The sequence below is a fragment of the Gilliamella sp. ESL0405 genome (assembly GCF_019469205.1).
Lineage (GTDB): Bacteria > Pseudomonadota > Gammaproteobacteria > Enterobacterales > Orbaceae > Gilliamella.
Genome location: NZ_CP048265.1, coordinates 2,484,247 through 2,499,019, shown reverse-complemented (window position 1 = coordinate 2,499,019; position 14,773 = coordinate 2,484,247). Strand labels below are relative to the sequence as shown.

At 38.4% G+C, this 14,773-nt stretch carries 16 protein-coding genes; 8 read left to right on the top strand and 8 right to left on the bottom strand.

Going from position 1 to position 14,773, the window contains the following annotated elements; all coding sequences use genetic code 11:
* Positions 1-15 precede the first annotated feature (15 nt).
* Positions 16-1,281: a lipid IV(A) 3-deoxy-D-manno-octulosonic acid transferase gene (gene waaA, locus GYM74_RS10860; protein WP_220218223.1), complete on the bottom strand. Its 1,266-nt coding sequence runs from the start codon at positions 1,279-1,281 to the stop codon at positions 16-18.
* A 5-nt stretch (positions 1,282-1,286) separates the two neighbouring features.
* On the bottom strand, positions 1,287-1,850 hold the full coding sequence (gene orn, locus GYM74_RS10855; protein ID WP_220218222.1) for an oligoribonuclease: 564 nt from the start codon (positions 1,848-1,850) through the stop codon (positions 1,287-1,289).
* Between the two features lie 80 nt (positions 1,851-1,930).
* Between orn and rsgA the strand changes: the two genes are divergently transcribed.
* Positions 1,931-2,959, top strand: coding sequence for a small ribosomal subunit biogenesis GTPase RsgA (gene rsgA, locus GYM74_RS10850; RefSeq protein WP_370634071.1), 1,029 nt, complete (start codon positions 1,931-1,933; stop codon positions 2,957-2,959).
* Between the two features lie 139 nt (positions 2,960-3,098).
* On the opposite strand, the gene GYM74_RS10845 is transcribed toward rsgA, so the two are convergent.
* The gene (locus GYM74_RS10845; RefSeq protein ID WP_220218220.1) at positions 3,099-3,647 is read right to left on the bottom strand and encodes an HdeD family acid-resistance protein; all 549 of its coding nucleotides are present in this window, start codon (positions 3,645-3,647) and stop codon (positions 3,099-3,101) included.
* Between the two features lie 190 nt (positions 3,648-3,837).
* The gene (gene dauA, locus GYM74_RS10840) at positions 3,838-5,511 is read right to left on the bottom strand and encodes a C4-dicarboxylic acid transporter DauA (RefSeq protein ID WP_220218219.1); all 1,674 of its coding nucleotides are present in this window, start codon (positions 5,509-5,511) and stop codon (positions 3,838-3,840) included.
* A gap of 358 nt (positions 5,512-5,869) precedes the next feature.
* On the opposite strand from dauA, the gene GYM74_RS10835 reads away from it, so the two are divergent.
* A complete protein-coding gene (locus tag GYM74_RS10835) occupies positions 5,870-7,249 on the top strand; it encodes a histidine-type phosphatase (protein ID WP_220218218.1) in 1,380 nt (459 codons plus the stop codon).
* A 153-nt stretch (positions 7,250-7,402) separates the two neighbouring features.
* Here the strand turns inward: GYM74_RS10835 and dtd are convergent, their stop codons facing one another.
* The 4 genes from dtd to rpsT form a co-directional block, all read right to left on the bottom strand.
* The gene (gene dtd, locus GYM74_RS10830; RefSeq protein ID WP_220218217.1) at positions 7,403-7,837 is read right to left on the bottom strand and encodes a D-aminoacyl-tRNA deacylase; all 435 of its coding nucleotides are present in this window, start codon (positions 7,835-7,837) and stop codon (positions 7,403-7,405) included.
* Between the two features lie 8 nt (positions 7,838-7,845).
* Entirely contained in the window at positions 7,846-8,688 is an 843-nt protein-coding gene (locus tag GYM74_RS10825; protein WP_220218216.1) for a virulence factor BrkB family protein, read from the bottom strand.
* An 11-nt stretch (positions 8,689-8,699) separates the two neighbouring features.
* Positions 8,700-9,314 (bottom strand): SPOR domain-containing protein, encoded by a 615-nt coding sequence (locus tag GYM74_RS10820; protein ID WP_220218215.1) that lies wholly within the window; start codon positions 9,312-9,314, stop codon positions 8,700-8,702.
* A gap of 122 nt (positions 9,315-9,436) precedes the next feature.
* Positions 9,437-9,700, bottom strand: a complete 264-nt coding sequence (gene rpsT / locus GYM74_RS10815) for a 30S ribosomal protein S20 (protein WP_220218214.1) — start codon at positions 9,698-9,700, stop codon at positions 9,437-9,439.
* 227 nt (positions 9,701-9,927) lie between these two features.
* Between rpsT and pgk the strand changes: the two genes are divergently transcribed.
* The 6 genes from pgk to rplL all read left to right on the top strand — a co-directional run bounded on the left by pgk (position 9,928) and on the right by rplL (position 14,725).
* Positions 9,928-11,091 (top strand): phosphoglycerate kinase, encoded by a 1,164-nt coding sequence (gene pgk, locus GYM74_RS10810; protein WP_220218213.1) that lies wholly within the window; start codon positions 9,928-9,930, stop codon positions 11,089-11,091.
* 73 nt (positions 11,092-11,164) lie between these two features.
* Entirely contained in the window at positions 11,165-12,244 is a 1,080-nt protein-coding gene (gene fbaA, locus GYM74_RS10805; protein ID WP_220218212.1) for a class II fructose-bisphosphate aldolase, read from the top strand.
* Positions 12,245-12,435: 191 nt separating this feature from the next.
* On the top strand, positions 12,436-12,864 hold the full coding sequence (gene rplK, locus GYM74_RS10800) for a 50S ribosomal protein L11 (RefSeq protein WP_034884321.1): 429 nt from the start codon (positions 12,436-12,438) through the stop codon (positions 12,862-12,864).
* Positions 12,865-12,867: 3 nt separating this feature from the next.
* On the top strand, positions 12,868-13,569 hold the full coding sequence (gene rplA, locus GYM74_RS10795) for a 50S ribosomal protein L1 (RefSeq protein ID WP_065635706.1): 702 nt from the start codon (positions 12,868-12,870) through the stop codon (positions 13,567-13,569).
* A 231-nt stretch (positions 13,570-13,800) separates the two neighbouring features.
* Complete coding sequence (gene rplJ / locus GYM74_RS10790; RefSeq protein WP_220218211.1) at positions 13,801-14,298, top strand: 50S ribosomal protein L10; 498 nt, start codon at positions 13,801-13,803, stop codon at positions 14,296-14,298.
* A gap of 58 nt (positions 14,299-14,356) precedes the next feature.
* Entirely contained in the window at positions 14,357-14,725 is a 369-nt protein-coding gene (gene rplL / locus GYM74_RS10785; RefSeq protein WP_034901671.1) for a 50S ribosomal protein L7/L12, read from the top strand.
* The last annotated feature ends 48 nt before the right edge of the window (positions 14,726-14,773 follow it).

Below are 14,773 nucleotides of genomic sequence, written 5' to 3'. Positions count from 1 at the left end.
AAGCAATCCTTATATTTAGCTAAGATATCGGTTAATAATGGCAAGAAGCCGATCTAATGCTCCTTGATTTTGTTTTAAGACTTGATACGCATTTTCGCCAATCTGTTTACGTTTAGTTGGGTGATTTAACAGATCATCTACGATTAAATAGAGTTCATCTACTGAGTTATGGCAAACAAGCAGTCCATTGGCTGCCTTTAGTTGTTCACAAATAACCTTAAAATTGAAAAAGTGCTCGCCAATAATAATCGGTATATGATGCAAAGCCGGCTCTAATGGATTATGACCGCCGTGCTCAATTAAACTGCCACCGATTAAGGCAATATCTGCAACGCCATAAAGCTCAAGTAATTCACCCATGGTATCACCTAATATCACTTGCGTTTGATCGTTTGGCGTTTGATCAGCGCTACGCTTAATATAGCGCAATCGGTTATCGATAATCAATTTTTCTACTGTTTTAAAACGCTCCGGGTGGCGAGGCACTATAATTAATAACAGACTCGGGTGGTTTTGGGCTAAGCGTTTAAATGCCGATAAAATAATTTCATCTTCACCGCTGTGGGTGCTGGCTGCTATCAATACCGGCCGATTTAATTGCCATTGCTGTTTCAACTCAGCAATGCGCTGATGTTGTTTAGCGGTTAAATCAATATCAAATTTTATACTACCGGTAATGGCTAAGTGATCTGCCGGTAAACCTAACTGGATAAATCGTTCGCCGTCTTGCTGATTTTGTGCAGCAACAACATTGATTTTACGCAGTAGGTGGCTAATAGCTGAGCCAAGTTTACTGTACCGTTTCGCCGAACGCTCAGAGAGTCGGGCATTAGCGACAATTAAAGGAATATGCCGTTTATAACACTGGTTGATAAAATTTGGCCATAGTTCTGTCTCCATAATTATCACCAGCTTTGGTTGAACAGTGTTTAAAAAACGACGAAGCGCACAAGGTAGGTCATAAGGTAAATAAACATGATTAACGCTATCTTTGAGCAGTGATTTTACCCGTTCGGAGCCGGTTGGTGTCATTGTGGTGATAGTAATAGGTAAATGTGGATATTGCTGTTTTAACGCGTTAATTAGTGGCACAGCCGCAATGGTTTCGCCCACTGATACGGCATGCACTAAAATGCCACCGGCCTTGACTTTATTTTGACAAAAGCCATAGCGCTCAAGCCAACGTTGACGATAAGCCGGTGCTTTTCGGCTACGCCAAAGTAGCCTTAACCATACCAACGGCTGAATAAGATAGAGTAAAACAGTGTATAAAATTTGCATAGCAATTAATGAGATAAGTTAAAAAAATGTTGGCGATAATAAACTAGCTCAGCAATGGAATCACGAATATCATCGAGCGCTTGATGTGAACTCTTTTTGCTGATGCCTTTTAAAATTTCCGGTTTCCAACGTTTTGCTAATTCTTTCACCGTGCTGACATCTAAATAACGATAGTGAAAATAGCGCTCTAAATCGGGCATGTAGTTGAATAAAAATCGGCGGTCTTGACCAATGGTATTACCGCAAATCGGTGAGCAATTTTCCGGTACCCACTGTTTTAAAAATGCCAGTGTTTGAAGCTCTGCTTGTTGTTCATTAATTTTACTTTGACGCACTCGATCAATAAGTCCCGAGTTTCCATGAGTCTTTTTATTCCAATCATCCATTAATGCTAATTGTTCATCTGATTGATGAACAGCAATTACCGGCCCTTCTGCAAGAATGTTGAGGTTTGTGTCGGTAACGATAGTGGCAATTTCGATAATGCGATCAACCGCCGGATTAAGTCCGGTCATTTCAAGGTCAATCCAGATAAGATTATTACTATTTGCTTGTGATGGTTTAGTCATAATTTGCGTCAGAAATTTTCTTTTTAGTGCTCATTAGTGTAGCATAACTGTCAATCTCTGTTTTAGCAAAATTAATGACTGTGGCAAAAATCCAACTATCAAAAAATCAGAAACGGCGAGTGGCAGCTAAGCACCAACAACGTTTAGCAACAAAGCAAGATGAGAACTTGTCCAACTTTTCATCGCCTTACGAAGGTGTGGTGGTGAGTCGATATGGTAAATCTGCTGACGTTGAAAACGATGCCGGGCTTATCTACCGTTGCAGTATTCGGCGTACATTACCTTCACTGGTGACCGGCGATAGAGTTTTGTGGCGTGAAAGCCTCGAGCCTAATACCAATGGCATCATCGAGGCGGTACATCCTCGCCATTCGGAGCTGGTTCGTCCGGATTTTTATGACGGCGTTAAACCGGTTGCCGCCAATGTCGATCAAATTGTTATTATTTCAGCCGTATTACCCGAGTTATCATTAAATATTATTGACAGATACTTAGTTGCTTGTGAAGCAACCGACATTCGCCCGATTATCGTGTTAAACAAGATCGACTTGCTCAATACCGATGAGCGAGCATCTGTTGAAAAACAGTTAGCTATTTATAGTAAAATTGGCTATCAAGTGCTGTATGTATCTTGCCAAAATCAACAGGGTATTGCACCTTTACAAGCCGCTTTGCAAGGTAAAATCTCAATTTTAGTTGGGCAATCGGGGGTGGGGAAATCGAGTATTATTAATCGATTGTTACCGCATCAAACGCAATCGGCCATGACAGGTGATGTATCACAAATATCCGGACTTGGGCAACATACCACTACAGCAACCCGACTTTATCATCTACCTAATGGCGGTGATATTATTGATTCACCCGGTATACGTGAATTTGGTTTGTGGCATTTGGAGCCGGAACAAGTGATAGCCGGTTTTATTGAATTTGGTGACTATTTAGGGGGCTGTCAGTTCCGTGATTGTAATCACTTAAATACGCCCGGTTGTTTACTGCAACAAGCCGTCGCTGAAGGGAAAATTGCTTCATCAAGATTAGATAATTATCATCGCATTTTACAATCGATGAAAGAAGTCAAAGCAAAAACCAGTAAAAGCTATAAATAGCTAGCTATAAATCAGCGATTGTTGCGCTAGCCAGAGTTTGACTGTCGGGTGATTAAAGCGGTGAGGGGGAATGGCTATCATGGACTGTTGCCCACAAACTACCAGTGATAAATGGTGGGCAACAAGTTAATCTATTCTCTTATGGGCGTTTTTTCAGAGCAATACCAATAGCCACATATGCCCAACCTTGAAATATTAAGTCTATTCCTAAGAACATGCCTAACACCCAAAGACTATCATATGGCCAACCGACGATAATCATCACGCCTAAAATTAGTGTAATGATACCTGAGGTTAACACCCAACCCCAACTTGGTAAGTGGCGGTTATTCATGGCAGCAAATATTTGGGTAAAACCACTCATAATTAATAAGATTGAGATAACTAACGTTAATGCAGAAGATACTGCCACCGGTTGGAAATAAGACATTACACCAATAAAGATGTATAAAATCCCCATTATTGCCCATAGCGCAGATTGTCCGAAACCTTTAACCGTAAACGCATGGACTGCTTGGGCAATACCGGCAATTAAAATTAAAGTTCCAATAAAATAGACGGAAAAAACGGTTGCAATAAACTGGTAGCCTAAGGCTAAGGCACCTAATATCATTAAAATTATACCAATAACAATAAACCAGCCTGATTTTTGTTTAAGCTCTTCAATACTATTTGTGTTTGATATCATGTTAATTTCCTATTTTATAATTGATTTATGGTTGTTAATAACAGTATTTTTCATTTCATATTTAACGTTGTTACGCCTTGAATCTGAATTGAAAAATACTAATTGATAACGTAAAGACACGATAAATAGCAAGATTAAGTGCATTTAAATTGTACAAAAATCACTCAGCATAATAAAGCGAATTGTAAAATTAATTTTTATCTTTCAGTGCTTCATCTAGTGTTGAGTAAAACATTAATTTATTGGGAATAGGTAAAATTTTGGCGCGTGCCAACGTTTTTAACGGTTGAAATTGTAATTCACAAATCGATAAATTTACCTGTTCGGGCAGTTCATCGATAAAATGTATTAATGCATTAAGTCCACCTGCATCGAGTATTGGCACCGCATCCCATTGTAATACGATATTTTCGTATCCATTTATTTTTTGGTACAGTTCCAAAAATGTTCGCTCAGCAGCCGCAAAAAATAGTGGACCACTAATACGAAGAACTAAGGTTTTATCATCACTTCGGTTAAGTTCAACTAAGCGAGTCATGCTGGCAATGCGACGCATAAAGAGAATTGAAGCAAGCACAATGCCTAATGTTATAGCAATGACCATATCAAACAATACCGTCAATGACATGCAGATAAGCATGATTAATATATCATCTTTAGGCGCACGTTTGATAATATAAATTACTCGCTGAACAGCGCTCATGTTCCATGCCACAATTAACAGTAAAGCCGCCATTGCCGAAAGGGGTATAAACGACAATACTGTCGCAAAACAGACCAGCGCCAGCAATACAATGACTGAATGCAATACGGCCGCAATTGGTGATGTCGCACCCGCTTTTACATTTGCCGCTGAGCGTGCAATTGCGGCGGTTGCTGAAATGCCACCAAAAAATGGTGCAATAATGTTGCCCAAACCTTGACCAATTAGCTCACTATTTGAGTGGTGTTTGGTGTGGGTCATCTCATCTAACACAACTGCGCAAAGTAGTGATTCGATCGCACAAAGCATTGCCATTGTTAAAGCGATTGGCGTAAGGGCAGAAATCGTTGACCAATCCCATTTAAAATCGGCATGTTGCCAAGGTAAGATTAATTCCGGTAACACAGACGGTATACCATGACCGATAGTGTTGTCCGGTAAAGTATAGCTAAATTTAGATCCTATTGTTTCAATATGACAATTAAATTGATTTAAAATAAACATCACTATCATGCCGGCAACCAATGCCGGTAAGTGACCGGAAATTTTTACCCTCAGTTTTGGCCATACAATTAACACAACTAATGTCACTAAACCGACTAAAGTATCAGCCAGATTAATTGTTGGAAAAGTTTTAACCAGTTCGATCACTTTGCCGACATAGCTTTCCGGCATATGCTCAAGGGTTAATCCAAAAAAATCTTTGATCTGCATGGTGGCAATGGTGATTGCAATTCCGGAAGTAAAACCTAATACCACTGGCAAAGGAATATATTCAATTAAGCGCCCTAAACGAATTATCCCCATTAAAATAAGAAAAAAACCGGAAAGCAAGGTGGCAACTAAGAGTCCGGATAAGCCATACTGCAACGAAACCGGATATAAAATAACCACAAATGCCGCAGTCGGGCCTGAAACACTAAAGCGTGAACCGCCAGTTATGGCAATAACAAATCCTGCAACAATTGCCGTATATAGACCGTGTTGAGGGGGAACACCACTAGCGATAGCTAACGCCATGGCGAGCGGTATAGCAATAATACCAACAGTAATGCCTGCAATTAAGTCTTTAAAAAAACGTGTTGTGGTATAAGGGGTTTTAATACATGATGATATTAATGCACTGCTAATTAGCGTTCCGGAAAAGCCATATAATTTCATTATCTTTTAATCAATTAGTGAGGTATAACTTGAATACTAATAAGATAATCTTTTTTAAAAAAATTAAAAGAGTGTTGTGAAAATAAAATCTATTTTGTAATTAAATAAAGTGAATAAATTTAGCTTTGGCGTGGAAAAAGTTTAGGGTTAGCAAAATGGTATTTGATTAAAACTATTTGCCGTTTAATTTAATGAATCAATCAGCCGTGGTAAATAATATTGTTTTATTAAATCGCTTGTTTAGCGCCACTTTTCGCTTTAATCTATTACTGAGTACTTTCTTTACTCGCCACTATTAAAAAATAAAAACTACCCTCTCTTTTTATCACTTGTCTTGCATGATTTGTAGGAGCGATTTATGGTGTTTGCAAAGCAGCAATTTTTTAAACATTCATTTAAAGCGATAGGATTAATTATGTTACTAGCTTTATCTTCATCGGTGTTTGCGCTTGCGCAATTAGCTGGCTCAAAATCGGCTTATCAATATGATAATCTGCAAATGCTAACGCCGGCACCAAAAGGCTATAGTGCATTTTATATCGATCATGTTGGTCGGCATGGTTCACGCTATATCAGTAAAGCAAAATATGAAGATATTGCCTATAGTGTTTTAATATTGGCAGAAAAAAATAACCAGCTAACCCCAGCAGGTAAAGCGTTAATTACTCAAGTTGCTGCTATTAAACAGCTCAATAATAAGCACTATGGTGAGCTGACCGATCTTGGTCGCAACGATATTGCGTTAATTAGCAAGCGCATGCTAGCCAATAATCCAACCGTATTTAAAGGGCAGAAGATCGAGGTGCTCAGCTCAACGTCATCAAGAGCAAAACAGACCGCTCAAATTTTTATGCAAGCTTTTCAAGACCTATATCCTGATATTGAAATAGCCACTCAGCCGGAAGAACAGCAATTTTTATTGCGCTTTTTTAACTATGCGCCGGCTTACGATGAATATAAAAAAAGCGGTCTTGTTAAACAGGCATTAACATCACTTGAGCATGACCCAAAAACGATTGAAATTAGTCGAACGGTAGGCAAAAAAATCTTTACTGATGCGTTTTTATCACAGTTAAATGAAGGTATCTCAATTAATGATAAATCGCCGATTAAGACGGAAGATTTTGTGATTGCGCTTTTCCAACTTTATCAAGAGTTGTTAGCATTACCTTCACAGGTATTAGTCGATAATCAACTTGATTTTGATGATTATTTTTCAGTAGATGATAACGCATGGCTTAATACCGTTGTCACAGCTAAAAACTATCTGCAAATTGGTCCGGCGTGGGATGCAAATGGTATTCAAATTAAAATCGCTGCGCCGCTATTATGGGATATGTTAACAAGTGCTGATAAAGCCATTGAAAATGGTCATATTGATGCCAATTTACGCTTTGCTCACGCTGAAACTGTCTCGCCGTTAGCCACATTACTAGAAATCGAAGGGGCGGCAACGGTGGCTGCATCAATTTTTGATTATCCAAACGTTTGGCGAGCCGATAAAATTGTCCCCATGGGCGCCAATATTCAATGGATTTTTTATCGTAGCGAGCAGGCTAACCAACCGATACTGGTGAAGGTATTATTAAATGAGCGAGAAGTTCATCTGCCAATTAGCACCGTCAATTATCCTTACTATCGTTGGGATGAGGTTAAACAGTTTTATACCGACAAGCTCAATAAATTGGGGTTAATGCAAAACCAAAATATGATGAAAATGTTACAAAATTTGCAATGATTTGACCGCTGCCAAAGCGGTTTTGTCACCGTTTAGCTAAATTTTGTGACAGAAAGATAATGTTGCCTAACCAACACGTTATTCTATCAGTGTTGGTTTTTAATGGGTGGATTTTTAACTATTGGTAAGATTTAAGGCGTTTTAATCAGATGATCACACTTGTAGCCAAAAAGTGACCGGGCCGTCGTTAATTAATGCCACTTGCATATCGGCGGCAAATTGACCGGTTTGGGTGTTTATCTGTTTTTGGCATTGTTCTACAAAAAATTGATAGAGTTGGTTGGCTAGTTGTGGGTTAGCGCCTTTAGTAAAGCTCGGACGCATCCCTTTTTGGGTATCGGCCGCTAAAGTAAATTGGGAAACCACTAACACTTCGCCATTTACTTGACTGACATTCAAATTCATTTTACCGTCACTATCACTGAAAACCCGATATCCCAGCACTTTTTCACATAAACGTTTGGCTTTTTGTTCGTCATCGCCTTGTTCAACGCCAAGTAAAATAAGTAAGCCATGCTTAATCTGTCCAACAATGTGATCATCGATAGTAACAGAAGCTTGTTTAACACGTTGAATTAAGGCGATCATAATACGATTTACTCCGGTTGAGGCTGGTTTTCAAGGGGCTGCTTTTTTTGTCGATTAAATTCTGTCAATGTTGCGGCAAATTCTGCGCCAAAAAGTACAATGCACCAGGAGCAGTAAATCCAAACCAGCATGATAGGAATCGACGAAACAACACCGTAAATAAGTTGATAAGTTGGGAAGGAGGTCACATAAAGTGCAAATGCGCGCTTTCCTAATTCGAAAAGTATTGCTGCCACAATTGCGCCAATCATCGACTCTTTAAGTGGTACCGATTCGGTCGGAATAATGCTATAAAGTAACCAAAATCCAACCACAGAAATCAAAAACGGTAATATACTCAGTAAAATATTACCGGTGGCAGCGACAGATAACCATTTAAGTGAAAATATATAATAACTTACTGCCACACTTGATCCGACTAAAATCGGCCCCAATGTTAAAATCGTCCAGTACATGGTTAAGTTGTACATAAACGAGCGTTTACGCTTAGTTTTCCAAATATGGTTAAGTGCTGTATTAATAGTGTTGATTAATAATAACGAAGTGACTATTAAGCCAATGACCCCAGCAAAGGTCATCTTTTTGGTGTTGGCGATAAACTGTTCAAGATAATTTTGTATCGTATCACTGGCGGTAGGGACAAGGTTACTGTAAATTAATTTTTTTAATGAAAGGCTTATTTCATCAAACATTGGGAAAGCAGAAAGCAAAGAAAAGATGACAGTGATAAGCGGAACTAAAGCCAAAATCGTAGTGTAAGCAAGCCCGGCTGCTGAAGTGGTCAAGCGGTCATGATTAAGGCGAGACCACAACATCATCGAAAAGGACTGTATTTGTTTGAGTATATTCATATAATTTCTTATTAGTTAGAAATAATACAATTATTGATCCCATTACCTTTTAATGAATTTAGTGCTTTCTCTGCGTTACTTTTACTGGTATATGGGCCGACGGTAACACGATACAACTGTCCAGAGGCAATATTACCACTTATTCCAATCATAGCAAGTTTTGCTTTTAAGGTATCAGCATTCGCTTTTTCTTTAAAGGCTCCGCATTGTAATAACCATTTATTTGCATCCTTACTATCTGTTGCTGATTGAGAAGACGTAGTCGGTGGTTTTGGCTGTGATGACGTTGTTGGAACATTACGGGAATTATTCACAAAACTGTCTAAGATCTGTTGTCTTTCACTGGCAATTGCGTTAGTACCAGGATTAGCGTTTGGTGTCTCTAACTCTTTGAGATACGTCCAGCGTTCTTGCGGTTTTTCTGGCAAGGTTATCGCCGGTGGTTCCGTTTTTACTTTAGGTGGCTCAACGGGTTTGTTGGGATGATTATTCGAAACAAAATATAAAATAGCAGAAAATAGCGCAATAATAATGATTGCAAGAAAAATCATTAAACCGGAAAAGCTTTGTGATTTATTTTTTTTTGTTTGGCGCTTTTTTTTTCTCACATAATCACGCTGAACCACAATATACTCTCTTGTATTTTAGTTAATAATTATTAGATGAGTAGTTTACAAATAAAAAAAGTGGCTTACACCACTTTTTTTTAATTTTCTTTAACTTTAATAGTTAACAGATCAATAAAACATTACGCTAATGCTTTAATCTGTTTAACTAAATTCGCTTTATGACGTGCAGCTTTATTTTTGTGGATTAAGCCACGAGCTGCTTGACGGTCAACAACTGCTTGCATGTCTTTGAATGCTACTTCAGCTGTTTGTTTATCACCAGCTGCAACAGCTGCGTAAACTTTTTTAATATAAGTACGCATCATTGAACGGTTACTAGCATTATGTTTACGGCGTTTTTCAGATTGAACCGCACGTTTCTTAGCTGATTTGATATTAGCCAAAGTCAACTCCCAAGTTTAGAAAAAAATTACATATTAATAAGGCGGCAAAATATGCCTGATTTTCTGCCTATTGTCAATGGCGTTGTACAAAAAAAATTAAGAATTGCTATTTTTTATCATTATGATAAATGTTTACTATTCAGCCAATAATGGCTATAACCTAATTAGAAATTTTATGTTAGAATAGTGAAAATTTTATTATATCTATATTTATAAGAGGAAGTCTCATGTCTATTATTAGAATGCAAGATCTTGATCTAAAAGGAAAACGCTTATTTATTCGCTCAGATCTTAATGTGCCAGTCAAAAATGGTAAGGTAACCTCTGATGCTCGTATTAAAGCATCATTACCAACTATTGAAGAAGCAATTAAAAAAGGCGCTAAAGTAATGGTTACTTCACACATTGGGCGTCCAACGGAAGGTGAATATAACCCAGAGTTTTCATTACAACCTGTAGTTGATTACTTAAAAGAGCATGTTTCTTTCCCTGTACGTTTAGTTAAAGATTACTTAAACGGTGTTGATGTTAAAGAAGGCGAACTTGTTGTGCTTGAAAACGTTCGTTTTAATGTGGGTGAAGGTAAAGATGACGAAGCTTTATCAAAAAAATATGCGGCACTTTGTGATATCTATGTCATGGATGCATTTGGTACTGCTCACCGTGCGCAAGCTTCAACTCATGGTGTTGGTAAATTTGCCCCGATCGCTTGTGCCGGTCCTTTATTAGCCGCCGAACTTGATGCGTTAGGTAAAGCGCTAGATAATCCAGCTCGCCCAATGGTTGCAATTGTTGCCGGTTCAAAAGTATCAACTAAATTAACTGTACTTGATTCTTTATCAAAAATTGCCGATCAAATTATCGTTGGTGGTGGTATTGCTAATACTTTCATCGCAGCAGAAGGCTACAATGTTGGTAAATCACTTTATGAAGCTGATTTAATCCCTGAAGCGAAAAAATTAATGGCTAACTGCCATATTCCTGTCCCGACTGATGTGCGTGTTGCAACTGAATTTAGCGAAACAGCAACAGCGACTGAAAAATCAGTTGCCGATGTTAAAGAAAATGATCAAATTCTTGATTTAGGCGACAAATCAGCTGAAGCATTAGCCGACATTATCAAAAAAGCCAAAACGATCTTATGGAATGGCCCTGTAGGCGTATTTGAGTTCCCTAATTTCCGTCGTGGTACTGAGATTGTTGCTAAAGCAATTGCTGATAGCGATGGCTTCTCAATTGCTGGTGGTGGTGATACATTAGCTGCGATTGATTTATTTGGTATTGAAGATAAAATCTCTTATATTTCAACTGGTGGCGGTGCCTTCCTAGAGTTTGTAGAAGGTAAAAAACTTCCTGCTGTTGCAATGCTAGAAGAGAGAGCAAAAGCGTAATAGTTTTCTATATGAAGGATGAGTCAATCACTCATCCTTTAATTTTTATATAAATAAATTTATAGGTATTAAAATGGCTACAAAGATTTCTGATGTCGTTAAACCTGGTGTTGTAACCGGTGATGATGTTCAAAAAGTGTTTCAAGTTGCTCGTGAAAATAATTTTGCATTACCCGCTGTTAACTGTGTTGACACTAATACAATTAATGCAGTAATTGAAACTGCGGCTAAAGTTGGTTCTGCTGTTATCGTTCAATTCTCTAACGGTGGCGCTCAATTTATCGCAGGTAAAGGATTGAAATTAGATGGGCAAGAAGCTGCTGTTTTAGGTGCGATTTCTGGTGCTAAACATGTTCACCTTATGGCTGAAAAATATGGCGTGCCTGTTATTGTTCATACTGACCATTGTGCAAAAAAATTATTACCATGGGTTGATGGATTACTTGATGCTGGCGAAACGCATTTTGCTAAAACCGGTAAACCACTATTTTCTTCACATATGATCGATCTATCTGAAGAGACATTAAAAGATAATATTGATATTTGTTGTCAATATCTTGCTCGTATGTCTGCAATGAAAATGACATTAGAACTTGAATTAGGTTGTACTGGTGGTGAAGAAGACGGTGTTGACAATAGCCATATGGATAGTTCAGCACTTTATACTCAACCAGAAGACGTTGCTTACGCTTATGAACGTTTAAGCGCAATTAGCCCACGTTTTACCATTGCGGCTGCATTCGGTAACGTACATGGTGTTTATAAACCAGGTAATGTTAAATTAACGCCAAAAATTCTTGATAACTCTCAAAAATTTATATCAGAAAAATTCAATTTACCTGAAAAATCACTAAACTTCGTATTCCATGGCGGTTCTGGCTCTACACCAGAAGAGATTGCTGAAGCAGTAAGTTACGGTGTTGTTAAAATGAACATTGATACTGATACTCAATGGGCTAACTGGGCAGGTATCTTAGAATATTATAAAGCGAACGAAGCTTACTTACAGGGTCAATTAGGTAACCCTGAAGGTGCCGATGCGCCAAATAAAAAATACTATGATCCACGCGTATGGTTACGTAAAGGTCAAGAGTCTTTAGTTTCACGTTTAGAACTTGCATTTAAAGAGCTTAATGCAGTAAACGTACTTTAACTTATTGTTTTTAAACATATTAACTTAAGGCAGGGTGATAGCCCTGCTTTTGGTTTATCCTTTAATAAATAAAACTTGCATTTTTTTATTTGTTGTAGGATAATTCTGCCCTCATTTAACTTAGGGGAGCTGTCTATTTATTAATATTGGTTATTAATAGAGGCGTTTGCACCCGAGAAAAGGAACCTAAAATGGCAAAGAAAGTACAAGCCTACATCAAGTTGCAAGTTGCAGCTGGTGCAGCAAATCCTAGTCCACCAGTTGGTCCAGCACTTGGTCAACATGGTGTTAACATCATGGAATTCTGTAAAGCATTTAACGCTAAAACAGAAAGCATGGAAAAAGGTCTACCTATTCCTGTTGTTATTACAGTATATTCTGACCGTTCATTTACTTTTGTTACTAAAACCCCACCAGCAGCTGTATTATTGAAAAAAGCTGCAAAAATCAAGTCTGGTTCTGGCGAACCTAACAAGAAAAAAGTTGGTAAAGTAACGAGTGCGCAAATTCGCGAAATCGCTGAATTAAAAGCTGCAGATATGAATGGTGCTACCATTGAAACGATGATGCGTTCTATCGAAGGAACTGCACGTTCAATGGGCTTGGAAGTGGAGGGTTAATTCATGGCTAAATTATCTAAGAAAGCTAAACTTATCCGCGAAAAAGTGAATGCGACTAAACAATATGAAATCAATGAAGCAATCGCTTTATTAAAAGAGCTTGCTACTGCTAAATTTACTGAAAGCGTTGACGTTGCTGTTAATTTAGGTATCGATTCACGTAAATCAGATCAAAACGTTCGTGGCGCAATCGTGCTTCCACATGGTACCGGACGTAGTGTTCGTGTTGCTGTGTTCACACAAGGCGCAAATGCTGAAGCCGCTAAAGAAGCTGGTGCTGAATTAGTTGGTATGGACGATCTTGCTGATCAAATCAAAAAAGGCGAAATGGATTTTGATGTTGTTATTGCATCTCCAGACGCTATGCGTGTTGTTGGTCAATTAGGTCAAATTTTAGGGCCACGTGGTTTAATGCCAAACCCTAAAGTCGGTACTGTAACACCTAACGTTGCTGAAGCAGTGAAAAACGCTAAAGCTGGTCAAATCCGTTACCGTAATGATAAAAATGGTATTATCCATACTACTATCGGTAAAGCTGATTTTGATGCAGATAAGCTTAAAGAGAATTTAGAAGCATTACTTGTTGCATTAAAACGTGCAAAACCAGCTTCATCAAAAGGCGTATTTATTAAGAAAGTAAGCCTTTCTACAACAATGGGCGCTGGTGTTGCTATCGATCAAGCAACATTAAATGCAACTGTTTAATTAGCTGTTAGCCAGTTAAACAAAAAATCGGTTGGTGTCTGGCCTTAACCAGACCCCGTCCAAGACCGTAGGTGTAATTGATATTTGATTACTTAATTTTTCTACGTAGACGGTGACAGAACCTGATAAGATATAATACAGGAATTCTGCTCATCGTGGTTATGCTAGTTACGTGTGTAACTAGTTAAAATCAGTCTAGGCTTTGCCTAGTTTAATCCAGGAGCAATACCAATGGCACTAAATCTTCAAAATAAACAAGAAATTGTTGCTGAAGTTAACGAAATCGCCAAAGGTGCGCTATCTGCAGTTGTTGCTGACTCTCGTGGCGTAACTGTAGAAAAAATGACTGCATTACGTAAATCTGCTCGTGAAGCTGGTGTTTATATGCGTGTTGTTCGTAATACGCTATTACGCCGTGTTGTAGAGGACACTCAATATGAGTGTTTAAAAGATACGTTTGTTGGTCCTACTCTAATTGCATTTTCAAACGAGCACCCAGGTGCCGCAGCGCGTATTTTTAAAGCGTTCGCTAAAGAAAATGATAATTTTGAGATTAAAGCCGCAGCCTTTGAAGGTGAGTTGATTACCGCAGCGAACATTGATCGCTTAGCAACATTACCTACTTATGAAGAAGCATTAGCTCGCTTGATGTCAACCATGAAAGAAGCCGCAGCTGGCAAATTGGTTCGTACTCTTGCAGCGGTTCGCGATCAAAAACAAGCTGCTTAATAGCGCTGTGATTGTGAATTTTATCAATTAAAAAAATGTAAATTTGGGAAACTATATTATGTCTATCACTAAAGAACAAATTTTAGATGCAGTTGCTGAAATGTCTGTAATGGACGTTGTTGAACTTGTATCAATGATGGAAGAAAAATTTGGCGTTTCTGCAGCAGCAGCTGTAGCAGTTGCAGCAGCTGGTCCAGCTGAAGCAGCAGAAGAAAAATCTGAATTTGATGTAATCTTAAAAGATGTTGGCGCTAACAAAGTAGCGGTTATCAAAGCCGTTCGTGGTGCAACTGGTTTAGGCTTAAAAGAAGCTAAAGATCTTGTTGAATCAGCTCCAGCAACAGTTAAAGAAGGCGTTAGCAAAGCTGATGCAGATGAACTTAAAAAGGCACTTGAAGAATCTGGTGCAGTTGTCGAACTTAAATAAGTTTATCAAAAGCAAGCTAAATGGCTGGGGGTTTTTTACCTCCAGCCT